Genomic DNA, 22,221 nt, shown 5'->3' with positions numbered 1-22,221 from the left:
AGGGGGACGGGTGTTCAGGGGGACGGGCGGCGCAGCCGGGTGAAGGCCCAGCTCATCCTGGGTTCGACCGCCCAGCGGGTCAGGGCCCTGACCGGGGGCGTGCACAGCAGGGCTGCCAGCACGACGCCGAGGAGCGCCACGGCCACGACGCCGGGCACCGTCCGCGCCCAGTCGCCGTAGAAGCGCTCGGCGACCTTCACCACCAGGCCGTGCAGCAGGTAGGCGTACATGGTCGCCGCGCCGAGACCCGAGTACCACGTCCGGCGCGAGGGGGTGATCGCGAGGAAGGCCGCGACCAGCAGCGCCCCGGCCGCCAGCATGCCGAGCCGGATCAGGCTGCCGGTGAGGTCGTCCACCCCGATCGCGTCGTTGGCGTGCCGCCAGCGGATCCACTCGGTCTTCACCGAGGTGTGCACGGCCAGCGCGAGAGCCGCCCCGGCCACCAGTGTGAGCGCCCCGGCGATCCTGACCTTCGGCCGTCTGAGCATCTCGAAGTGCTCCGGGCGCAGCATGAGACCGAGCACGTAGAAGGGCAGCAGTCCCAGCGTGCGGTTCATCGACAGCTCGTCGGGCAGCCTGCTCGTCCCGGACAGCAGCGACAGGCCGACCGCGACCACCAGCGGCCACCTGAGCTGCTGCCAGACGGGGGTGGACAGCCGCCACAGGAACAGCGACATCAGGAACCAGGTCAGGTAGTACGGGTCGAGCAGGCTGATGTCCAGCTTGCCGTACAGGATCAGGCGGGGCAGTGAGTAGAGCAGCTCGAAGATCACGTACGGCACGGCGAGCGTGCTGATCAGCTTGCGCGCCTTGCCGGAGGAGAAGGTGAAGTTCCGCGACAGGTAACCGCTGAGCACGATGAACAGCGGCATGTGGAACACGTAGACGAAGAAGTAGGCCGCGTGCGCCACCGCCACGTCCCGCAGGTCCTCCACCAGGTGCCCGGAGACGACCAGGGTGATCGCCAGGAACTTGGCGTTGTCGAAGAAGGGGTCCCTGCCCGCCGTGGGGACGGCGGCGACCTGGCGGGGGCTCGTGACGCTCACAGGCCACGCACCGTAGCCGCCCGTGTCCCAACGGCGGGCGAACCCGGGATGACATCCCGGGGACGGTCAGGAGACGGCCCTTTCGCTGGCCTCCCAGAGGTCGCGGGCCAGGCCGGGGTCGGTCATGCCCCTGGGAGCCCTGGCGGGGGCGCCGTTGGCGAAGTAACGCCCCGGGTGCGCGGTCCCGTCGGGGTGGGTGGCGAGGTGGACCAGGGTGCTCGCACCCTGCTCGACCGTACGGCCCACGCCCGGGATGTGGTGGGTCATCCACATCAGGAACGTTCCCGAGGCGAACCCGGTCTTGATCACGCCGGGGTGGAAACAGGTCGCGCTCACCCCGGTGCCGGACAGGCGGCGGGCCAGTTCGACGGTGAACAGCGCGTTGGCCTGCTTGGAGTCGCCGTACTGCAGCCAGCCGCTCCAGCGGCGCCGCTCACGGCTCAGGTCGGCCGGGTCGAGGTTGCCCGACCTGGCCGCCATGGACGAGGTGGTGATCACCCGCTCCCCGACCCGGTCGAGCAGCAGGGTCGTCAGCAGGAACGGCGCGAGGTGGTTGACCTGGATCATCGTCTCGTGGCCGTCCCCGGTGCGGGTCCGCTCGGTGGACATCACGCCCGCGTTGTTGACCAGGACGTCGATCCGCTCGTAGCGGGACCGAAGCTCACCGGCCAGCCGCCTGACGTCGTCGAGGGAGGTGTAGTCACAGGTCAGCGTGTCCGGGACGGACCCCGAAGCCTCCTTGACCCTGGCGGCGACCCCGGCCAGCCTTTCCTGGTTCCGGCCGACCAGAACGACCTGACGCCCGCGCCTGGCGAGTTCGACGGCAGCGGCCTCACCGATTCCGGCACTCGCCCCGGTAATCACATTAATCATCAGATCCTCCACTGCGCGGAAACCCTATCGGTGCTAGTCTCCTGTGCGATCTTCCGGAGGCATATCCATCCCCAAGGCGACGCGGGCCTCCACACACTCAGAAGTTGGGACGAGTGGGCATGGGCTCTGGAAACCGGTCAATTCGGTTCAAGATCTTCTTGCTGCTGCTCCTGCCCCTGTTGTCACTGAGTGCTCTGTGGGGTTTCGCCCTTAATCTGACGGTTGGCGACGGCGCCGCGCTGTTACGGTCGAACAACCTCTACCAAACGGTCGGCCTCACCTCCACCGAGCTTGGGCTCCAGCTTCAGGCGGAACGGACGCAGTCCTCGGTCGCGATCAGCTCCCGCGTCCTCACCAGCGGAATCGCCGACCAGCGCGCCCGCACCGACCGGGCGGCCGAGAAGTTCCGCGCCGCCGCCGCGTCCACCGGTTCCGGCAGCCCGGAACTCCGCACCGCGCTGAACGGGGTGCTCAGCCAGATCGGCAGGCTGGCGACCATCCGCGCCGGCATCGACAGCGGCCGTGACGCGCGCCTGGACGTCCTGACGAACTACAACCGGGTCCTCGACTCGGTCTTCCTCCTGTACGACCAGCTCGTCGCGGTCCCCGACCTGGGCATCTACCGGCAGGCCGCGGCCATGCAGTCCATGGGCAACGCCCGCGAGATGATCGCCAGGGAGAACGCGCTGATCAGCGGCGCGCTGATCGACTACCGCCTCACCCCGAGAGAGCGCGAGGCCTTCGGCGAGTACGTCGCCACCCGGCGCTACCTGCACGCGCGGGGCCTGTCCGCGCTGGACGCCGAGCTGGGCAGGCCGTACCGGGAGACCTTCGACTCGACGGCCTTCGAGCGGTTCACCGCCCTGGAGAGGGCCATCGCGGGGACCCAGGGGGACCGGCTGCCCATCGAGGCGCAGCGCTGGAAGCAGACCACCAACAGCGTGGCCAACTGGCTCGACCAGCTCGGCGTCTCCTCCTCCAACACCCTGTCCCAGCGGTCCAGGTCCATCGCCACCGGGATCATCGTCAGGATCGTGGTCGCCGGCGGCCTGGGACTCGTCGCGGTGATCGCCTCGATCATCCTGTCCGTCCGCTTCGGCCGCAGGCTCGCCGGTGAGCTCGCCACCCTCCGTTCGACCGCCCTCGACCTGGCCGACGTACGGCTCCCGAGCGTCGTCGAACGGCTGCGGCGCGGCGAGGAGGTGGACGTCCCCGCCGAGATCCCACCGATCAAGGTGGGCGACTCCACCGAGGTCGGCGACGTCGCCCACGCCTTCGACTCGGTACGGCGCACCGCCGTCGAGGCCGCCGTCGGCCAGGCCAACCTGCGCCGCGGCGTCGGCCAGGTCTTCCTGAACCTCGCCCGGCGCAAGCAGAACCTGCTGCAGCGCCAGCTCACCCTGCTCGACGGCATGCAGCGCAGGGCGACCGACCCCGACAGCCTTGAGGACCTCTTCCGGCTCGACCACCTGACCACCCGCATGCGGCGGCACGCGGAAGGCCTGATCATCCTGTCCGGGGCGGCCCCGGGACGCGCCTGGCGCAACCCCGTGGCGGCCGTGGACATCGTCAGGGCGGCCATCGCCGAGGTCGAGGACTACACCAGGGTCAACGTCGCGCCGATGCCCGCCGCCGCGCTCGACGGCGCCGCGGTCGCCGACATCACCCACCTGATCGCCGAGCTGATCGAGAACGCCACGATCTACTCCCCCGAGCAGACCATGGTGACCGTGCGCGGAGACCTGGTCGCCAACGGCTTCGTCATCGAGGTCGAGGACCGCGGCCTGGGCCTGAGCGCCGAGGAGTACGCGGTCCTCAACGAACGGCTGGCCACCCCGCCGGAGTTCGACCTGGCCGACAGCGAGCGTCTCGGCCTGTTCGTGGTCGGACGGCTCGCCGCCAGGCACGACATCCGCGTCATCCTGCGCGGCTCCCCCTTCGGCGGGACCACCGCCATCGTGCTCATCCCGCGCACCGTGCTGGCCGAACTGCCCGCGCAGCTCGCCCTCACCGCGGAGCGGGTGGAGGAACGGCCCGCCGAACCTCCCGCGCGTCCCTCCGGCGGCCTGTTCGAGTCGTCCATGCCGGGCGCCCTGCCCCGCAGGAGCAGGACGACGGGTGCCCCGCCCGTTCCCGAACCCTCCCTGTCCGTGGTCGCGGACGGCCCCGTCGCGGGCGGCCCGGCGCCGGGAGGCCCCAACGGCGCGGGCGGCGGAGAACCCGCGCAGGGGGCGCCACGGCCACGGGCCCTGCCCCGCCGGGTACGGCAGGCCAACCTGGCCCCGCAGCTCCGCCAGGAGCCTCCAGAGGGCCCCGAGCCCGGCCCCGCCGAGGCGCCGGAGCGCTCACCGGACGAGGCGCGGGCGTTGTTCTCCGCCTTCCAGGCGGGCGCGCGACGCGGCCGGGAGGAAGAGAAACCCGATCTCGCACACCACAGGACAGGCGACAAGGAGGACTAATGACTGGAAAAGCGTCCAGTACTGGCGAGCTCAACTGGCTCCTCGACGACCTGACCAACCGGGTGGGCGCGGTACGTCAGGCGGTGATCCTGTCGACCGACGGGCTCGCCGTCGGCTTCTCCAAGGGGCTCAACCGGGAGGAGGCCGAACACCTGTCCGCCATCGCCTCCGGGTTCCAGAGCCTGGCGCGCGGAGCGGGCCGTCACTTCAACGGTGGTGAGGTGCGCCAGACCATCGTGGAGATGGAGTCGGCGTTCCTGTTCGTCACGGCCGCCGGGCAGGGCACCTGCCTGGCCGTGCTGAGCGCCGCGGACGCCGACGTCGGCCACATCGCCTACGAGATGGCGATGCTGGTCAAGCGGGTCGGCCAGCACATCTCCGCCCGGCCGAGACAGGGCCTCACATGACCGGGCTTCCGTCGTCCTGGTTCTCGTCCCCCGGGTTCTCCCACCCCGGGGCCGAGGGCGGAGCGGACGGATGACCCGGTGGATGGACGAGGAGGCGGGACCGGTCGTCCGGCCGTTCGCGCTGATCGGAGGCCGTACCAGATCGTCCGGTGACACGCTGGACCTGGTCGCGATGGTCAAGGCGACCGGTTCGGCCCCGTCCGGCGGGTTCGTCCCGGGACCCGAGCACGAACGCATTCTCTCCCTGGTCACCGTCGAGGCCACCTCGGTCGCCGACATCGCCTCCGACCTGGACCTGCCACTCGGCGTCGTCCGGGTGCTCCTCGGTGACCTCAAGGACCACAAGCTCATTTCGATCGGGCGCGCGTCGGCGAGCGAGCGCATTCTCAAGGAAGTGATCAATGGACTTCGGGCCCTCTGACGAACCTGTAGCGCTCAAGATCCTCATCGCGGGCGGATTCGGTGTCGGCAAGACCACGCTCGTCGGCTCGATCAGTGAGATCCGCCCACTGCGCACGGAGGAGGTGCTCTCCGACCGCGGTATCGGCATCGACGACGTCGAAGGCGTGGAGAACAAGACCACGACCACCGTGGCCATGGACTTCGGACGCATCACGATCCGGGAGGGGCTGGTCGTCTACCTGTTCGGCACCCCGGGTCAGGAACGGTTCTGGTTCATGTGGGACGAGCTGTCCTACGGCGCGCTCGGCGCCGTCGTGCTCGCCGACACCCGCAGGCTGACCGACTGCTTCCCGTCGATCGACTATTTCGAGCAGCGTGGCACGCCGTTCATCGTGGCGGTCAACTGCTTCGACGGGGCCGAGCAGTACGAGGCGGAGGAGGTGCGCGTCGCCCTCGACCTGGACCCGGACGTCCCGGTCCTGCTCTGCGACGTACGGCGCCGCAGCTCGGCCAAGACCGTCCTGGTGACCCTCGTGGAGCACTCCCTGCGGGTTCTCACCGCCAGCCAGCCCTGACCCCGCCGTCCGTTTTGGTGAGAGTCGTCGGGTCTGGTGGGTCATGGGAAACTTCTCCTGATGGAAGCGTCTCTTGACCAACTGGCCCGGCGGCTCGAAGAGGTCGTCGGCGAGCTGCGCGGTGTCCCCGTGGACGTCGCGCGGCTGGAGGACGGGGAGCGGGTCAGGCAGGAGATCACCCGGCTGGTCGCCACCTCGCGCGAACTACGCGCCATGCAGCCGCTGGGCTCTCCTGAGCGGGGGCGCGAGGAGCAGCGCAGCCGCCGCCAGGTCCTGGACGCCCTGGCACGCGGGATGCGGATGCGGACGGTCGTCCACGCGAGCGTGCTGGACGACGAACGCAAGCTCGCCCGGCTCAGGGAACTGCACGCCGCGGGTGACCTGCACCGGGTCGTGGACGAGCCGATCCAGCAACTGCTCGTCTTCGACCGGGAGGCGGCCTTCGTCAGGATCACTCCCGTGCTCCGCTCGCCGGGCGCGCTGCTGATCCGGCAGCAGAGCCTGATCAGCGTCCTGATCGACCTGTTCGAACAGACCTGGGACAGGGCCAGGGAGGTCACCGAGCCGACGGCGCGGCTGAGTCCTCGGGAGCGGGAGGTGCTGGCGCTGATCGCGGAGGGACGCTCCAACGCGGCCGTGGCGCGGGCCCTGTCGATCAGTGAGGCGGCGGTCGGCAAACACGTGGCCGGTGTGTTCGCCAAACTCGACCTGCCCTCGGGCGACGACGTCAACCGGCGGGTGCTGGCGGTGCTGGCCTACCAGCGCGGGGCCGCCAGGTAGGGGCGGCACTACGTCAGGGTAGGTCTGGCACCCGTGTCCGGCCGGCGTCCGGCGGGCTTGGATGAAACGCATGCAACGTATGAGCGGATTACTGGTCGGCGCCGTCTTCGGTGCGGTCTTCGTCTTCGTCAACGCGCGGAGTCCGCTGGGCGACGTCGTGGTCACGGTCCTGCGGGTGCTCGCGGGCCTGGCCGTCGCGGCCGTGCTGGCGCTGTGGTTCACCGGTGTGCGACGACCGGCCGCCGCCGTCTCGGGAGGGACCGCCGCCTCCGGTGGGACCGCCGCCTCCGGAGGGACCGCCGCCTCCGGAGGGACCGCGAGGACGATGTTCGGGCGCGGTTACCTGATCGTGGTGGCCGTCGAGGTGCTCGCGCTGTTCGGCGGCCTCCGGCTGCTGGCCGCCCTGGGCGCGCCCGCGGAGGTCAACGTGGCGTGGGTGGCGATCATCGTGGGCGTCCACTTCGTCGCCTTGGCCCCGGTGTGGAAGGACTGGACCATCGCGGTGCCCGGCGTGGCCCTGACCCTGCTCGGGATCGCCGGATTCCTCGTGGCCTGGGCGGGTTCCCTGCCCTGGGTGCCGATCGTCAGCGGGGTGGCCTCCGGTGCCGTACTGCTGGCCGGATCCCTCACCGCCGGACTACGGCTCGCCAGGCCCTGAACCCCTGGCCTTACGGCCCGCCCTTGTCGGTCACGCGGCCCGCTCTCGTTGGTCGTACGGCCTGCCCTTGTCGGCCGCGCGGTCCGCTCTTGTCGGTCGTACGGCCCGCTCTTGTCGGTCGTACGGCCCGCTCTTGTCGGCCGCGCGGCCCGGCGGCCACGCCGTACGGACCGGGGTGTCAGCCCTGCAGGACCACGGACGCCGCGTCGCAGGGAGGGCAGGCGAAGACGAACGCCTCACCGCCGCCGAAGTTCATCAGCCAGTTCCTGCTGTAGCCCTCCCTCATCTGCGCGACGAAGCCCATGGGGGTGCCGCAGGTGGAACACGTGGGCGTCATGTCCGTCTCCCACCACTCCGCCTCGCCACCCAGCCAGCCGACCACCTTGAACTCCGCGACCTCGTCCGCCGTCTCCGGCTCGACCTCGCAGATGCCGATCTCGAAGCACTGCGGGAGAACGAACGCCTCCCCGGGGGACGGCAGGGGCACCGTGGCGTCTTCGGCGAACAGGTAGGCGCGGTTGCCGCCCGCCTCGGGGTTCCAGGCCTCGCACTGGCCGGGATCGTTGTCGCACATGAAGAACGACAGGAGTGCCCCGGGCCGCAGGGCCTCGGCGTGGTCACCGAGGTCGTCCGTGATGAACTGCAGCAGGAACCGCAACGGCCCGTCGCACACGGCGCAGCGCGGCCAGTCGAAGCCCTCCGGCGCCAACGGCAGCCCACCGATACGGCTCACCCGCGCCGCGACCTCGACATCCTTCACAAACGCCATAGATCCACTCACGGCTCGGCAGCCTATACCGTGTCGCTCGCCGGGCGTCCCGCAGCGGATCGCCGAGGATCCGGTGCTCGACGAGCAGGCCGCCCCGTGCCCGGACCATGCCCCGGAGCGTTCAGCGGTCTCCAGCGGCTTCGGAGTCAGTTCAGGAGAGGATCTTGACGGCGTTCGCGTAGCGCGCCTTCAGAAGGTTGGACAGGCGGTCGACGGTGAGTTGGTCGGCCGCGATGATCTTTTCCTGGGCCGACGCGTAGGCGCGCTTACGGGCACCGCTGTAGTCCACCTTCAACCGGCACGCCTCATCGGCGACCGCCACGGCGATCTCGTCCTTGCCGGGCGGCTGCCACACCCTGTCTTCCCCGCCGCGCCCGGCCCATCGCCTGTCGCTCTCGGCGGCCGGTGGGTCCGGGTAGGTGAAGCCCGACGCGCGCATGCACTCGCTCCATGCCGAGCCTGCGGCCCGCACTTGGGGGTCGCTGTACGCGGCTATCGCGGCGTCGTCCATCAGGACGTAGAAGTTCTTGTAGATGTGCGGTTTGGCGGGCACCTTGCCGTCCGGGCCGGGAGCGTTTCCATTGAGTTCGCGCTGCGCCCAGCCGTCACACCCTCCCTGAGGAACGGCACGGCCCCTGTACGTTCTCACGGTGCCGACGTGAACGGCGTCCTGCTCCCGTGGAATGACGTATCCACGAATGCCGGAAACGGCGGCACCGACTTCCTCCCATTGCCCGGGAGGGCCGCTGTAGCCGTATTCGGCGACTTTCTTCGCCCCCAGCCAGCCGAGGTAGGACGCGTTCTTCGGATAGGTGACCGGCTGGGTGTTGTGTGGTTTGAACTTCAGTCCGAAACCCGCCACACATCGTCCTACCAAGAGATATCGGGCGGTCTGCACCGCAGAGCGTTGTTCGGACGTCAGATCGTAGGCGTCCAGCGGCAGGACCAGGTCGGACTCATCCCGCACGGGGTGGGACGGCGGCGCGCCGGACCGGCTCGACGCACCGCAGGCGGACATGGCGCCTAGAAATGTCGTGACGCATACGACGACGACGGCCGGACGTCTCTTCAATTCTCTCCTATGAGGAAAAGCGGTACGGCCGACACAGCCTATCTGGGATGCCATACCGTCACACCGACCCGTTCGACCCGCGCGGCGGTGCGGCCGTCAGCCGATCGGTCGTTCCACAGGGTTTCCCTGCGCCGTACCACCATGTGCCATTCCGGTCGGAGCCGACGTGAATGTAGTGGTCTCGTTCCGTCGGATACCAGCGGTCCAAGCGGCGTTTCGGGGAGATGGTCGTGCGGCCGGGCGTGCCGCCCCAAGGGAATTCCGTTCAGCACTCGTTGACGTGCTGGTTCCGGGCCGTCTGATAAAGGCGTTCCCGGTCGCGGGCGATCGCCTTCATGACGATCGAACCGATCCGGGTCTGCTCCGTGACCGACAACAGCGGGGTCAGTTCCTCGTCGAGGAGGCGTCTCAGTTCGGCGGCCGACTCGGGGGCCTCTCTCAGCAGGTGCGCCAGCCGTACCTGCCAGAGACCGGCCAGTGCCCGCTCGGTCTCGACGTCCCCCGCCTGTCGCGCCGTCAGCAGTTCGGCGTGGGCCTCGACCAGTTCACCCTCGACGACCTCGGCCTGTTCGGGGCGGAAGCGCCGCCACAGCGCGACCACCCCGGCGCGGGCGTCCTGCCAGGCGTCGGTGGCCATGGCCGTCACCAACGCCGTCCCCGCGGCCAGCACAAGCGGATCCATGTGTCGCTCCTATTGCGCCTTATTATCACTTGCCACGATAAATCAGATTCTTCCACCGAACCACCCCACAAAAAAGGGATAGCACGATGTCCCGACTTGAGCGCTTTGTGGAGCATTCACCACATATCTAGATCATCAAATAACCCACTTCCAGGCCAGATTGCCCCCTTCTGGAATTTCCCTCCTTCAGCGAACAATCATCCCATTCCACCCCGTACGGCACCGCGCTTTCGGACACCGAATGGACATCGTTCATTCATCCTCTGTTCCCCTCAGACGTCCCGGCGCGTACGGCCGCGAGTTCCAGTCTTCATGGCCGCCCACGTCCTCCTCGCCGTGTCCGCGGTGATGAGTTGTCGCGCCCGAACCCGTCATACCTACGACGGGACACGACGAGGCGGAAGGATGACGTGATGAGTGTGGGAACGCTGCTGGAGGAGCTGGGCGTGAGCGGTCTGGGCGAGGTCGACGAGCCCGCGTTCTCGGGACTGGCGGAGCGGCACCGGCGGGAGCTGCATGTGCACTGCTACCGGATGCTCGGGTCGTTCGAGGACGCCGAGGACACCGTGCAGGAGACGTTCCTGCGTGCCTGGCGGCGGCGGGAGACCTTCGAGGGACGGTCGACGTTCCGGGCCTGGCTGTACCGGATCGCCACCAACGCCTGCCTGGACCTGCTCGCCAGGTGCCGCCCGGAGCCCGCGACCGGTGGCGAGGCGTTGTGGCTTCAGCCCTACCCGGACCGGCTGCTCGACGAGTTGCCCGCGGGCGACGCGGACGAGCCGGAGACCGCCGCCGTCGCACGGGAGACGATCGAACTGGCGTACCTGGTCGCGATCCAGCACCTCGCGCCGCGCCCTCGGGCCGCGCTGATCCTTCGGGACGTGCTCGGCTGGCCGGCGAAGGACGTCGCGGCACTCCTCGGGGACTCCGTCAACTCCGTGAACAGCGCACTACAGCGGGCCCGCGCCGGAATGCGGGAGCACCTGCCCGCCGAGCGGCAGGACTGGACCGGCGGTGAGGAGGAGGACGCCGGGACCCGCGAGCTGGTGCGCCGCTACACCGACGCCAGCGTGGCCACGGACATCGACGGGCTCGCCGCACTGCTGCGGGACGACGTCCGCTACTCGATGCCGCCCACGCCGGGCCTGTACGTCGGCCGCGAAACGGTGGTGAACGGCTGGGCCGAGAGCGGCTTCGAGGGCATGGGGCGCCTACGTGCCGTCCCCACCTCCGTGAACCGGCAGCCCGCCGTCGCCTTCTACCTCTGGCGGGAGCGGGAGGGCGCGTACCTGCCGCTGACGATCGACGTCCTGCGCGTCACCGGCGGGGCGATCACCGAGATCTTCACGTTCCACGACGACCGGTTCCCACGACTCGGGCTGCCGGAGCGCCTTCCTGCGGACGGTACGGAGTAGCGCCCGGACCGGTTGACGATCTCACGGGGAAGGGCACCGACGTGACCTCCGCCCTCGTTCCTCATGCGTGGGGCCACCCCCCACGCGCGGGGGGTGGCCTCTCACTCCGCCTCGTTGTGGACCGGTTGGGGGCCCGTGGTTCCCGAGAGGTCGTGCGGTGCCGTCGTGGTGGGCCTCACGAACAGGGTCGCGTCGGCGGGGGACGGCTCCGCCGGGACCGGGGTGTCGAAGATGTCGATGTCCACCTCCTCACCCCCGACCGTCAGCGTGTCCCAGGCGCCGCTGACCACCAGGGACCGTACGGTCTCGCTCCGCAGCTCGCTCAGCCGCTCCAGCAGGGCCGCGTCGTCGGGCATACCGGGGATTCTCGGGGCCAGGCGGGACCGGATCTGGCGCAGCCGGTCCATCAGGACGTCGATGTCGGCGTTCCTGTCCACCCCGGCGGCGCCCTCTTCGAGGCCCTGGGCGATCTTGTCCTTGATGGCCCGGGTGACCCCCTGCTCGTCGGCGGCCACCATCGCGTTCCAGGCGCGGCTCTTGTGCCGGTACTGCAGCATCGACATCGCGGCCTCGTGGCGGACGAAGTCGGCGTCGCGGAACGGCCTGCCCCGCCAGTTGCGGTTGAGCGAGCGCGCCAGCGAGATGGCCGAGGCCAGTCCGCTGTTGAGCCCGCGTCCCGGCCAGAAGTGGATCGCGTTGGCCGCGTCCCCCAGGAGGAAGCCGTACGTGCCCGGGGTGGTCGAGGTCGGGAAGAACAGCCGGGAGGTGAAGCGGGGCCGCTGCACCATGTCCAGCCGGAAACCGGTGACGGCGCTCACGTTGTCCTCGGTGATGCCGAAGAGGGTCAGCCCCTCCTGCACCCGCCTCCACAGCGCCGAGCCCCTGATCAGGGCGGGCAGGAACAGCGTCTGGTGCGTCGAGCAGTGGAAGTCACCGCTCTCCGTCCGCTCCATCAGGCAGGGGTTGGAGGCGATGCACTCCTCGAACACCTGCCGGATGGGGTCGATGCCGATGACCTCCTTGGCCTCGGCGTCGGTGAGGCGAACGTTCAGGAACCCCTCGCCGCGCAGCGAGTTGAGCAGGAAGCGGTTCTGGGCCACGGTCAGCAGGACGATCATGGGGTCGGGCAGGTCGGACTTCACGCGGATGCCGAGCACCACGTCCTGGACGTGGTGACCGTCCAGCGAGTAGATCGACTTGTCGGCCTGTCCGAACCTGTCGCCGAAGTGTTCGCGGGTCCGGGAACGCCCGCCTTCGCAGATGGCCAGCACGTGGTCCTGCGCGATGCCGTCGCGGTGTGCGACCGGGTCGAGGTTCTCGGGGATCAGCCGGATGCGGTCGGCCTTCTCGTTCACCATGTCGAGGAGCACGTCCTCGACGTGGGCGATCCGGATGTTGCGCGGGCTGTAGCCGCGGATCGAGTCGGGACCCGCCGGCCACATCTCGCTGTAGGAGCCGGTGGTGAACAGCCGTTCCTGGACGTCCTCGGGCAGGTTGAGATACTGGCGGCTCTGTACGGTCACCACCTGCTGGCGCCGGTTGTTGCCCTGGGCCGCGTTCCGCCACACGATCCGCGCCCCGTCCCGGGTCCAGCGGCCGTCGTACATCGTGATGGACACCCGGTGTCCCATGAGGTGTTCGAGCAGCAGGGCGAGGCTCAGCCCGACGGGCCCGCCGCCGGAGATCGTGACGTGCAGGACCTGTCCCATCCCGACGCCGGGCACGGCCCTGACGACCGTCGGGAGCATGGAGGCGTCGACGACGGTCTCCAGGTCGTCGAACGTCTCGAAACGGAACGTCTCGCCCCCGATGGAGATCGTGTCGCCGGGCTGGAGCACGTGGGAGGTGATCTTCCTGCCGTTGACCAGCGTCCCGTTGCGGCTTCCACGGTCCTGCAGCACGTAGTCGTCACCCTGGGCGCGCACCTCGGCGTGGAAGCGCGAGGCCCGCTCGCTGGTGATCACCACGTTGTTGTCGCCCCGGCGGCCGAAGGTCACCGGCTCTTCGCCGATCAGGAACCGCTGTCCGGTGAGAGGACCTTCGTGCCCGACGATCGCATACGGCATGGGGCCGTACTCCCCTCCGTCAAGAATCTCCAGCAGAAACCGTTTTGATCGTTTATCGTGTCACGCTTCGCCACACAGGAAAAGCCACAAAAACCCGACACATCCCACCTACGGCGCCTCCTGCGAACTTTGTTTCGGGCTCCCGGTAATTCCATTTTCGGACATCGAAAAAATGGCGCGGAATTTCAGGACGCGGGTCCCAGGTCCCACACCCGCACGGCCGTGTCCCTGCTGCCGCTGACCGCGACGGCCCGTCCTCCGATCCGCGTGACCGCCACTCCGTAGACGGTGCTGGTGTGCCCGGTGAACGGCTCGCCGACGGGCCTGCGCGAGGTCAGGTCCCACAGGCGGACGCTCCTGTCCCAGCTCCCGGTGACGGCGACGGTACGGCCGCCCACCTGCCCGACCGCCACCGACGTGACGTTGCCCGTGTGACCGACCATCGGCTGCCCCACGGGCTGGTGCGTGGCCAGGTCCCACACCCGGACCGTGTCGTCCTCGCTGCTGCTCACCACCACGGGACGGCCGTCGAGCCGGGTGACCGCCACGCCGTACACGTCACCGGTGTGCCCTGTGATCGGCTCCCCGACGGGACGGCGCGTGGTCAGGTCCCAGACCCGGATCGTGTCGTCCACCCCACCGGTCACCGCGACCGGGCGTCCGTTCAGCTGCCCGACGGCGACCGCCCAGATGTCCTCGGTGTGCCCCTTCATCGGCTCGCCGACGGGTTGGCGGGTGGTCAGGTCCCACACCCTGACCGTGTCGTCGCCGCTGCCCGTGACGGCCACGGGACGTCCGTCCACCTGGGTGACCGCCACCGCGTAGACGTCCTCGGTGTGCCCCCTCATCGGGTCGCCGACCGGCTGGCGCGTCACCAGGTCCCAGACCCTGACCGTGTCGTCCGCGCTGCCGGTCACCGCCACCGGACGCCCGTCCACCTGCCCGATCGCGACCGCGCTGACGTCCTCCGTGTGCCCGCGCAGCGGATCGCCGACCGGCGTGCGCGTCGTCAGGTCCCACACCTGGGCCGTGTCGTCCGCGCTGCCGGTCACCGCCACCGGACGCCCGTCCACCTGCGCGGCGGCGACCGCCCAGATGTCGTCGCTCTGGGTGCCGACCACACCCGGCACCACCGCCGCCGCCGTCGCCGGGGCCGCGCTCGTCACCGGCTCCCTTGAGAAGGGCCAGAAGACCACCCCGAGCACGACGGCCACGACACCGGCCGCCGCGGTGATCCACCCGGCACGGCCACGCGGAAAGGAGCGCCGTACCGGCCGGTCCCCGGTGGAGATCATGTCCCGCTCGGCCGCCGGATTCGGCGTCACCGCGCCGGAGACCGCCGATCCGTCCGGGGCGAGGGCGGGGCTCTCGGTGACGGTCTCCATCTCGTACGGCTCCGCCGGAATGCGGCCGGTCAGCATCGCCAGCACCTCACCGATCCCGGGGCGGTCCCTGGGGTCCTTGGCCAGGCAGGCGGCCAGCAGCGCGCGCAGCGGCTCGGGCACCCCGTCCAGGTCGGGTTCGCTGTTGAGGATGGTGCCCATGATCGCCGCGGCGTGCTCACCGGCGAAGGCCCGGCGGCCGGTCGCCGCGTAGACCATGGTCGCCGCCCAGGCGAACAGGTCGGAGGCCGCGCTGGCGGGCTGGTTGGCCAGTTGCTCCGGGGCCAGGTAGGCGGGGGTGCCGACCAGCGCGGAGACCGTGGTCGCGTCGGTGCCCTCCAGGATGCGGGCGATGCCGAAGTCGATGACGACCGGCCCCTCGGGACCCATGATCACGTTGGTGGGCTTGAAGTCGCGGTGCACGATCCCGGCCCGGTGGATGGCGTCGAGGGCGGTCGCGGTGGCGATCGCCAGCCGTTCCAGGCCGCTTCCCGTGCGGGGGCCGTCGGTGGCGACCAGCTCCTGGAGGGAGGGGCCGGGCACGTACTCGCTGACCAGATAGGGCCGTCCCTCGCTGAACCCGGCCTCAAGGACCGTGGCGGTGCAGAAGGCCGCCACCTGCCGCGCCAGCGCGACCTCGCGCTCGAAGCGCCGCATCTCGGTGGTGTTCTCGACCACGCGCGCGTGCAGGACCTTCACCGCCACCTGCTGCCCGGAGGGGCCCCTGCCCAGGTAGACGGTGCCCTGGCCGCCGCTGCCCAGCACTCCGAGCAGGTCGTGGACGCCGATGCGCCGGGGGTCGGTCGCCTTCAACGGTCCTGCGTCGGGCACCGCTACCGTCCTTTCCCGCCGGATGCCCAACGGGCGCCCGACGGAGCCATCCGGCCGCGCAGCCGGGAACCTCACAACGCGTCGATCATGATCTGCGAAAGACACACTTGACCGACAAATCCGACGCGCATGACGACTTTCCTCGGGGCAACAATACGAGCCGGATCACATCCTCGGTACACCACGGCCACACCGGCACACGATGTATGGACCTCGCGTCATGAGATTTATAGCTTTTTATCCTCCTAAATGTGATTTATCACCAAACCGAATTGAGAGGGTGATTTCGTGGAGACAGCCGGTCAGGAGCCCTGGGAACCGTCCAGCAAAGCCCTGATGTCGTTCTCCCGGTAGCGTCGCTGCCTGCTGGGGGTCCGCACCGAGGGGATGCGGCCGGTCAACGCCCACCGGTTGACGGTCTTGGGGTCCACGCCGAAGATCCGGGCGACCTCGCCGGGCGTGAGAAGCCGTTCGGTCGTTCCGGCCTCGGTGATGAAGGTGCCATCGGGGGCGACGGCCTTGAGTGGGGACATGGAGGGCTCCATGGGGGTCAGTAGCGGCTGCGGTGGGGGCGGGTGCCCGGCCCCGAGCCGGGGAGCATGCGGCCGGGCACCCTGGAGGAGGACCGGCCTTCCTTATAGGAAGACCGGTGCGCCAGACGGCTCCCTCTTCCCCAGCACACTCGGCGTGTGCGGGAGCCGTCCTGCGAGGGTGTGCGGCCCAGGTCCCTCCCACCTGAGCCGCACGTTCACGGGTACGGCGGGGCGGCGGGTGGGATGACTTCCTCCGCCCGCCGTACCAGCTTTAAGAGCGCAACAGTCTGCGCAACGCCGTAGACCGACCCGGCCCGACGGCCTGGCCAGGACACACGGCCTGAACGGCCCGGGAGATCCGGGCGGCCCGGGTCTGCAGAGCACGGGCGACGGCGACGGCCTGAATGCTCGGCGGCACCACCGGGAACACCTGAGCGGCCAGCTTGCGATCCAGTTCTTCGGCGGACCCGGCCCGCACCAACAGCACGTCCCCGGCGTACGGCCTGCCGGGCAGGACACCTCGGTAGGCGCTCCACAGGCCGGAATGCGAACTGTGGAAGACCAGCCAGTCCGGATGAGCCCGCTGCAGACTGTCACAGCTGGGATCCGCGACCCCCGGCATCATGCCGCCCTCCTCGCCGACCGCAACCGTCGTCTCCCGGCCGGTCGCCGCCCCTCAGCGGTCGGCATCCGCAGGGTCAGAAGCGCCTCGGCCTCACGCATCCGCCGCTCCAACCCCTCGGAGGTGGTGTCGCTGACGATCACCGGCTGCGGGGAGGGCCACGAACACAACCCGTAGAACCGGCGCGTCCCCAGGCTGTAGAGCACCGTCCACCCGGCCCACGCCTGGTCCAGGCTCTCGGCCTCCGCGCGGGCCGGGCCGTCCCACACCCGCCGATGCACCAGGCTGTACGGCCGCCCGTCACGATGCCGTCCACCCGGCCGAGATGACCCGATCACGAGGACGCCCCCTCAGCCGACGCGGCACCCTTCAACCCAGGGGCCGGGAGACGGGCCAGATGCTCGACGATCTGACGGGCGGCCTCCTCCACCTGCGCGACCGGGACCTGGTGGGCCCGCTCGTTCCGGTACTTCCAGAAGAAGTCCTTCTCCCGAAGGTCGGTCCAGATCACGAACTCCATCGAGGGCACCTCCAGCAACGGAGCCCCGTCATCACACCGGAACACCACCTCCACCCGCGACCGGCCAAGCAACCCCTGAAGCCGACGCAACTGCGGCGCCTTCGGGTCGTAGAAACCCTCACTGACCTTCCGACGCAGAGCGTCGGCCATGGGCGTACCGAGTGGGAACACAGCGGACTCCTTGGGTGAGGTGGCCCCAGGGGGCGTTTTCGACGCGGCGACCTCCCTGAGGGTCGCCGGGGCGGTCTTGGGAAGGTCGTTTTGGGACTCTTTTTGAGGAAGTGCCCACCCGGCTTTTACTACGCTAAATGGGTCATTTGGCGCCTGAATACTCTGAGACTTCCGCCGTTCGCGTTCACTTGTTGCCGGGCTCAAGCAGCATCTGCCATTTGACGGCACTATGGAGGGGCACTCACGCGTGCCCACAGCGTGCCCACACGCTGACCGAAAAGGACCTCCTGGTGGAAATACCCGATCTGCCACTTCCGGACCTGCTGAAATACCTCCGCAACTCCGCCAGAATGACGCAGGCGGAGGAGGCGGAAAGGCTGTGCGCACACACCGGCACCTGCACCCTCACCCGGCATGAGGTCGGCAGATGGGAACAGGGCCGCGTCAGGCCGGGCGCATGGCTTCCCGCCCTCGCGGAAGTCCTCGGCGTAGATCTGGAAATCCTGGAGAGAGCACCGTCCAGAAAAGACACGACCGCTTCGTATCCTGGCCCGAGCAGCGACTCGGGACAGGAGAGTGAATTGCTACGCCGCACACTTCTCGCAGGCATCGCAGGAGCAGGCGTTTCCGCGGTCGTCCCCCTCGAAGGACTGGAACAGCTACGTACGGTCGTAGATCGCGACGCTGGAGCCTTCAAACTGGCGGAGTGGGAGGAGACCGCGTGGGAGTACGACCTGCAAAGGGCTTCCCGGTCACCGTCGATGATGATCCGTGACCTATCGCTGGATCTTCTGGCCTTCCAACAGGCCATGGAGCGCGCCTTGAGCCACGAGGTCCGTCAGTGGAGGCGCCTCAACGCGCGCTTCATGGTCCTGCTGGCCGCCACGCTCGGCTCAGCCGGGTACGGCCGGGAGTCCCGCCTCTGGTGGGCATCAGCGCGACGCGCTGCCGAGCAGGCCGACGATCACCAGTTGACGGCGATGGTGCATACGTCCGAAGCCCTTCAGGGCCTGTACGAGGAACGCCCCCTGGCGCTGATGCTGTCCAGGGTGGACACCGCGCTGGAACTGACAAAGGGGCGACCGTGCCAGGCCACCGCCCAAGCGCTTGCCGCCCGCGCTTACGCCCTGGCTCTCGCCGGTGACCACACCTCGGCCTGCACTGCTCTGAATCAGGAGGCCGATGTTTACGACGCCTTGCCCGATCACATCACTCGGGACCAGTTGTCCATGAACGGCTGGCCCTTGTTCCGGGTATTGCATACTCGATCCCTGGTCTACTCCCTGTCCGGTCACCCTCGCGCCATACAGGCACAACAGGAAGCATTCGCCGCACAGCCTGCCAGGAGGCCTCGCCAAAGGATTCAAGTGCGACTGCATGAGGCGATCTTCGCGACGCGGGACGGCGACGTCGATGATGGACTGGAACATGCCCGCCGGATTTTGGCCGAGCTTGGCCCCAACACCAATCTCTTCGTGAGGCGAATCGCAACCCATGTCGCCGAGGTGGCTCCCGCTGAAGCGCAAAACCGTACAGCGGTGCTCGATTACCGACAGCAGTTCGTCCTACCTCAAGGAGAAGCATGACCAACGTGACCTTCCAGCGGGTGGATGCCGCCGGAGCCCGGCAGTATCGCGATCTCGTCGCCGACATTCACCTTGACGCCTACGCCGAGGAGATCGCCACCGGAGACGGGTTCGCCAGCGATGAGGCGTTCCTGCGCCGGTTCGACGCCTACACCAGCCGTGACGGGTTCGACCTCGTCTTCGCTTACGTTGACGGTGTGGCGGTCGGGCAGGCGTGGGGGTGGGCGCTCACCTCCGGGAGCGCGTGGTGGAACAACCTGGAGGCCGAACCGGAGCCCGGCTTCGCCGACGAGGACGGCACCCGCACCTTCGCCCTGTCGGAGATCATGGTGCGGCGTTCGTGGACCGGCCAGGGCATCGCCCGTGCCCTGCACGACACTCTCCTGGCTGCCCGTACCGAACGGCGTGCCACGCTCCTGGTACGGCCGGACAACACCACCGCCTACGGCGCCTACACCCGATGGGGCTGGCGGCAGGTCGCCCGACTCCGCCCCGGCTGGCCCGGCGCCCCCCTCATGGACGTGCTCATCCTCCCTCTCTCACCTGAGGACGATGAATGACCGTCGACATCGGCACCAACCAGATCCGACCGGCCGAGATCGCGGTTTTCCGCTCTGTAGAGGTACGCTCCGGAAGCACTGGTGGATCCGATCAGGCCTCAAGATGATCAACGCTCTGACCTGCACCGCTGCACTACCGCCGGACTGCTGCAGAAATCGCGCATCCCACTTCCATAGCGTCCGGCCCGACCTGGGACTTTACCCTCGGGTCGCTCATCACCCTGAAGGGTTCGCCACCGGCCGTTGCAGAACGCCAACCACTCCCGCAGGTCCCGTCGCTCATCACTCTGAAGGGTCCACAACGCCCCGCCTTGTGGACGGTCACCAGCCGGGGTCGAAGAAGGGGGTGGTGGGTTCTCTCCAGGCCAGGGTGTACAGGAGGAAGGCGTTCAGGGCCATCGCCAGGACGGTCACCAGTACGGTGGGGCCGACGTCCGGTGGGTCGGGGAACCCTCCAGGGGGCCGTCAATCAGGGTCGCCGGTCGGCACGACATACGTGGTGTGTGTGGCCTCCAGCCATTCTCTGTCGATGCGGTGGCCGACCATTCGGCCGATCGCGGTCAGGGCGGATGTGAGGCTTTCACCGGGCTCGACGGCGGGTTCTCCTGGGATGTCATCGTCGATGTTGAAACGGAGACCGTAGAGGTACGGGTCGAGGGCGTTCGGATCGGTACCGGACCGTTCGCCGGTGTCGAAGATGTCAATGACCGTGATCAGCTTCCCGTCTTCGGCGTATTTCAAGGTGCTCTCACCATGAAGATCCCAGCTGATGGCCAGAGCGCGCCTGCCACATCGTGACAGCGCGAGCAGCGCTTCATCCTCCGTGGAACGGTGGTCACCGATGACCAGAATCCAGTCACCGACCTGCCCTGCCAGCAGACCTGCCGCCTCTTCGCCTCCTCCGTCGGAACCCGTCCCCCACCCGAGAAAACCGTCCCGCGTCCCGGAGGCCGGATCGCCGTTCAAAATGACGACCGCTTCCTCGACAGGGATGGACTCCACCCAGACGGCGTGGAACTGCTGCATCGAAACGTCACTGGGATCGTACGAGCGGAGCAATTGATACAGGTCGTCTGCCGTCACGGATTCAGCCTCCTCCGCGAATCATTCTGCCCGGCCTTTCAGGGCCGTACGGCCCGCGTACGGCGCACCCGGCCAAACGCGTGAGACCTTCCCGGAACTCCGGCCCGGTCGCCGACGACTCCTGAGGTAAAGACAGGAGGGCCGAGTATGGGCGGACGGGTGTGGGTGAAGGCCGGGTGGGCGCTCTACGTCGTGGTGGTCATGGTGGCGATGTCGTACGCCATCGGGGCCGTGGCGCGGGCCGGGTTGCTCGTGGTGGCGGCGGCGCCGTTGGGGGTGGTGCTCGTCCTGGCGCTGTGCCGGTTGCCCGGCAGGACCGAACTGGCGGCCTGGAGCGCCGTCACCATGGGGATTCTCGCGCCGACCTACCTGGCCGGCGGCGGGGTGGAGTACGCGGCGTCCGGGGTGGTGGTGGCACTGGCCCTGCTGGGGGTGTTCCGGTCGCCGTGGTTCCTGGTGGCCGCCTGGGTGCTGCACCCGGTGTGGGACGTCGTGGTGCCCCGTCATCTTGAGCCACCGCTGACCGACCTTCCGACGGCCTGCGTGCTGTACGACCTGCTGGTCGCCGGTTACCTGGCCTACCGCGCCCACCGTGGCGGTTTCGCGAAGGGCGTCAGGTCACCCGAGGAGGCGGGAACCCGGGGCTGAGGCCGTCGCGTTCTCAAGGAGTCCCGCTCTTCGAGGAGGCGGACTGTGACCGGAGGAAGCCTGTCACTCAGGGCGCGTTAGTCGTCCCGGTGTGACCATCTTTATCGACGGGGTGGGCTGACCACCCTGGTCTGCGCGTTCAGGGCGTAGCCCGAAAAGACCTGAGAAGCCGGGAGGAGCTTTCCCCGTGCCCTCCGACGGTGCACGGGGCCTCCGAAGTCGTCCTGGGTCGTACGGCCGGCCACCCCACCCCCGCCGGGCCGTACGGGAAGGACGTTACAAGGCCCGCAGGCCGCTGATCACCTCTCGCAGCAGCCCCTCCGCGGGAGAGGTGTTGGCGGGAAGCGGGGAGCGCACGAGGATCAACCCCTGGTCGAGCAGGTCGCCGAGGAGGACCTTGATCACGCCGATCGGCAGGCCCGACTCAGAGGCGACCTCGACGATGGGCCTGGTGCGCTTCATCAGGCCGAGCAACCGCCGGTGCTCCGAGCCCAGGTGTGAGCCCGCAGAGATCACCGAGCCGTTGGCGACCACCATGGACAGCAGGTCGAACGCGGACGAGGACGTCGAGGTCGCGGTCCGGCCGCCGGTCAGCGCGTAGGGACGGACGACGGGCCCGGCCTCCTCGTCGACCCACTCGACGTCGTCGCTCATTGGCCCGCCACCCGGGGTGCGGTGGCCAGATGCTGGCCGACACGGGTCACGAGGCGGGCCATCTCGTAGGCGATGAGGCCCACGTCCGCGGCGCCGCTGGTCATGACGGCGAGACAGCTGCCCTGGCCCGCCGAGGTGACGAAGAGGAACGCCGAGTCCATCTCCACCATGGTCTGCCGTACGGCGCCGCCGCCGAACTGCATGCTTGTCCCCTTGGCGAGGCTCTGGAAGCCGGAGGCGACGGCCGACAGGTGGTCGGCGTCCTCCTTGCTCAGACCTCGGGAGGAGGCCATCATCAACCCGTCGTTCGACAGGATCAGCGCGTGGGAGACGTCCGCCACACTCGTGACGAAGTCATCCAGAAGCCAATAAAGCTCACCCGGCACGTGCTCAAACCCCTTCCCCTGTGACGATCACACTCGGTGCG

At 68.9% G+C, this 22,221-nt stretch carries 24 protein-coding genes; 10 read left to right on the top strand and 14 right to left on the bottom strand.

Features of this window, described 5'->3' with window-relative positions; genetic code table 11:
- Positions 1–14: 14 nt before the first annotated feature.
- Positions 15–1,046, bottom strand: coding sequence for an acyltransferase family protein (locus ABZ470_RS17810; protein WP_352011162.1), 1,032 nt, complete (start codon positions 1,044–1,046; stop codon positions 15–17).
- Between the two features lie 66 nt (positions 1,047–1,112).
- Positions 1,113–1,919 (bottom strand): SDR family NAD(P)-dependent oxidoreductase, encoded by an 807-nt coding sequence (locus ABZ470_RS17805; RefSeq protein ID WP_362912248.1) that lies wholly within the window; start codon positions 1,917–1,919, stop codon positions 1,113–1,115.
- A gap of 158 nt (positions 1,920–2,077) precedes the next feature.
- On the opposite strand from ABZ470_RS17805, the gene ABZ470_RS17800 reads away from it, so the two are divergent.
- The 6 genes from ABZ470_RS17800 (at position 2,078) to ABZ470_RS17775 (ending at position 7,200) form a co-directional block, all read left to right on the top strand.
- Complete coding sequence (locus ABZ470_RS17800) at positions 2,078–4,378, top strand: nitrate- and nitrite sensing domain-containing protein (protein WP_362912246.1); 2,301 nt, start codon at positions 2,078–2,080, stop codon at positions 4,376–4,378.
- Positions 4,378–4,785 (top strand): roadblock/LC7 domain-containing protein, encoded by a 408-nt coding sequence (locus tag ABZ470_RS17795; protein ID WP_352011165.1) that lies wholly within the window; start codon positions 4,378–4,380, stop codon positions 4,783–4,785. Before ABZ470_RS17800 ends, ABZ470_RS17795 begins: the two co-directional genes overlap by 1 nt.
- Positions 4,786–4,855: 70 nt before the next feature.
- On the top strand, positions 4,856–5,206 hold the full coding sequence (locus ABZ470_RS17790) for a DUF742 domain-containing protein (protein WP_352011166.1): 351 nt from the start codon (positions 4,856–4,858) through the stop codon (positions 5,204–5,206).
- Complete coding sequence (locus ABZ470_RS17785; RefSeq protein ID WP_352011167.1) at positions 5,187–5,762, top strand: ATP/GTP-binding protein; 576 nt, start codon at positions 5,187–5,189, stop codon at positions 5,760–5,762. Before ABZ470_RS17790 ends, ABZ470_RS17785 begins: the two co-directional genes overlap by 20 nt.
- A 60-nt stretch (positions 5,763–5,822) precedes the next feature.
- Positions 5,823–6,542 (top strand): helix-turn-helix transcriptional regulator, encoded by a 720-nt coding sequence (locus tag ABZ470_RS17780; RefSeq protein ID WP_362781665.1) that lies wholly within the window; start codon positions 5,823–5,825, stop codon positions 6,540–6,542.
- Between the two features lie 79 nt (positions 6,543–6,621).
- Positions 6,622–7,200 carry a hypothetical protein gene (locus tag ABZ470_RS17775; RefSeq protein WP_362912244.1) on the top strand — a complete coding sequence of 193 codons (579 nt, stop codon included), beginning with the start codon at positions 6,622–6,624 and terminating at the stop codon, positions 7,198–7,200.
- Positions 7,201–7,378: 178 nt separating this feature from the next.
- On the opposite strand, the gene ABZ470_RS17770 is transcribed toward ABZ470_RS17775, so the two are convergent.
- From ABZ470_RS17770 to ABZ470_RS17760, 3 genes are all read right to left on the bottom strand, one after another.
- The gene (locus ABZ470_RS17770) at positions 7,379–7,969 is read right to left on the bottom strand and encodes a DUF1963 domain-containing protein (RefSeq protein WP_362912242.1); all 591 of its coding nucleotides are present in this window, start codon (positions 7,967–7,969) and stop codon (positions 7,379–7,381) included.
- A gap of 151 nt (positions 7,970–8,120) precedes the next feature.
- Positions 8,121–8,936: a hypothetical protein gene (locus tag ABZ470_RS17765; RefSeq protein WP_362912240.1), complete on the bottom strand. Its 816-nt coding sequence runs from the start codon at positions 8,934–8,936 to the stop codon at positions 8,121–8,123.
- Positions 8,937–9,306: 370 nt separating this feature from the next.
- Positions 9,307–9,723 carry a hypothetical protein gene (locus ABZ470_RS17760; RefSeq protein ID WP_362912238.1) on the bottom strand — a complete coding sequence of 139 codons (417 nt, stop codon included), beginning with the start codon at positions 9,721–9,723 and terminating at the stop codon, positions 9,307–9,309.
- Between the two features lie 413 nt (positions 9,724–10,136).
- Here ABZ470_RS17760 and ABZ470_RS17755 point away from each other — a divergent pair, with 413 nt between their 5' ends.
- Positions 10,137–11,138: an RNA polymerase subunit sigma-70 gene (locus ABZ470_RS17755; RefSeq protein ID WP_362912236.1), complete on the top strand. Its 1,002-nt coding sequence runs from the start codon at positions 10,137–10,139 to the stop codon at positions 11,136–11,138.
- Positions 11,139–11,239: 101 nt separating this feature from the next.
- On the opposite strand, the gene ABZ470_RS17750 is transcribed toward ABZ470_RS17755, so the two are convergent.
- The 6 genes from ABZ470_RS17750 to ABZ470_RS17725 form a co-directional block, all read right to left on the bottom strand.
- A complete protein-coding gene (locus ABZ470_RS17750; RefSeq protein WP_362912234.1) occupies positions 11,240–13,204 on the bottom strand; it encodes an FHA domain-containing protein in 1,965 nt (654 codons plus the stop codon).
- 185 nt (positions 13,205–13,389) lie between these two features.
- On the bottom strand, positions 13,390–15,417 hold the full coding sequence (locus tag ABZ470_RS17745) for a serine/threonine-protein kinase (protein ID WP_362912232.1): 2,028 nt from the start codon (positions 15,415–15,417) through the stop codon (positions 13,390–13,392).
- Between the two features lie 302 nt (positions 15,418–15,719).
- On the bottom strand, positions 15,720–15,950 hold the full coding sequence (locus ABZ470_RS17740; RefSeq protein ID WP_352011176.1) for a BldC family transcriptional regulator: 231 nt from the start codon (positions 15,948–15,950) through the stop codon (positions 15,720–15,722).
- A gap of 271 nt (positions 15,951–16,221) precedes the next feature.
- The gene (locus ABZ470_RS17735) at positions 16,222–16,575 is read right to left on the bottom strand and encodes a hypothetical protein (protein WP_362912230.1); all 354 of its coding nucleotides are present in this window, start codon (positions 16,573–16,575) and stop codon (positions 16,222–16,224) included.
- Positions 16,572–16,910 carry a hypothetical protein gene (locus ABZ470_RS17730; protein ID WP_362912228.1) on the bottom strand — a complete coding sequence of 113 codons (339 nt, stop codon included), beginning with the start codon at positions 16,908–16,910 and terminating at the stop codon, positions 16,572–16,574. Before ABZ470_RS17730 ends, ABZ470_RS17735 begins: the two co-directional genes overlap by 4 nt.
- Positions 16,907–17,263, bottom strand: a complete 357-nt coding sequence (locus tag ABZ470_RS17725) for a hypothetical protein (protein ID WP_362912226.1) — start codon at positions 17,261–17,263, stop codon at positions 16,907–16,909. Before ABZ470_RS17725 ends, ABZ470_RS17730 begins: the two co-directional genes overlap by 4 nt.
- 290 nt (positions 17,264–17,553) lie before the next feature.
- On the opposite strand from ABZ470_RS17725, the gene ABZ470_RS17720 reads away from it, so the two are divergent.
- Both ABZ470_RS17720 and ABZ470_RS17715 read left to right on the top strand, forming a co-directional pair.
- On the top strand, positions 17,554–18,849 hold the full coding sequence (locus ABZ470_RS17720; RefSeq protein WP_362912224.1) for a helix-turn-helix transcriptional regulator: 1,296 nt from the start codon (positions 17,554–17,556) through the stop codon (positions 18,847–18,849).
- Entirely contained in the window at positions 18,846–19,409 is a 564-nt protein-coding gene (locus ABZ470_RS17715; RefSeq protein ID WP_362912222.1) for a GNAT family N-acetyltransferase, read from the top strand. The genes ABZ470_RS17720 and ABZ470_RS17715 overlap by 4 nt, the downstream gene beginning before the upstream one ends.
- A 465-nt stretch (positions 19,410–19,874) precedes the next feature.
- Here ABZ470_RS17715 and ABZ470_RS17710 read toward each other — a convergent pair whose 3' ends face one another.
- Positions 19,875–20,492, bottom strand: a complete 618-nt coding sequence (locus tag ABZ470_RS17710; protein ID WP_362912220.1) for a DUF6461 domain-containing protein — start codon at positions 20,490–20,492, stop codon at positions 19,875–19,877.
- Between the two features lie 147 nt (positions 20,493–20,639).
- On the opposite strand from ABZ470_RS17710, the gene ABZ470_RS17705 reads away from it, so the two are divergent.
- Positions 20,640–21,140, top strand: a complete 501-nt coding sequence (locus tag ABZ470_RS17705) for a DUF6010 family protein (protein WP_362912218.1) — start codon at positions 20,640–20,642, stop codon at positions 21,138–21,140.
- 276 nt (positions 21,141–21,416) lie between these two features.
- On the opposite strand, the gene ABZ470_RS17700 is transcribed toward ABZ470_RS17705, so the two are convergent.
- Both ABZ470_RS17700 and ABZ470_RS17695 read right to left on the bottom strand, forming a co-directional pair.
- On the bottom strand, positions 21,417–21,794 hold the full coding sequence (locus ABZ470_RS17700; RefSeq protein WP_352011185.1) for a DUF742 domain-containing protein: 378 nt from the start codon (positions 21,792–21,794) through the stop codon (positions 21,417–21,419).
- The gene (locus tag ABZ470_RS17695) at positions 21,791–22,180 is read right to left on the bottom strand and encodes a roadblock/LC7 domain-containing protein (RefSeq protein WP_184725372.1); all 390 of its coding nucleotides are present in this window, start codon (positions 22,178–22,180) and stop codon (positions 21,791–21,793) included. The genes ABZ470_RS17700 and ABZ470_RS17695 overlap by 4 nt, the downstream gene beginning before the upstream one ends.
- Between the last annotated feature and the right edge of the window lie 41 nt (positions 22,181–22,221).

Source organism: Streptosporangium sp. NPDC020072, from assembly GCF_040631445.1.
Lineage (GTDB): Bacteria > Actinomycetota > Actinomycetes > Streptosporangiales > Streptosporangiaceae > Streptosporangium.
The sequence above is the reverse complement of the archived record's forward strand: the minus strand, read 5'-3'. Positions and strand labels throughout refer to the sequence as shown.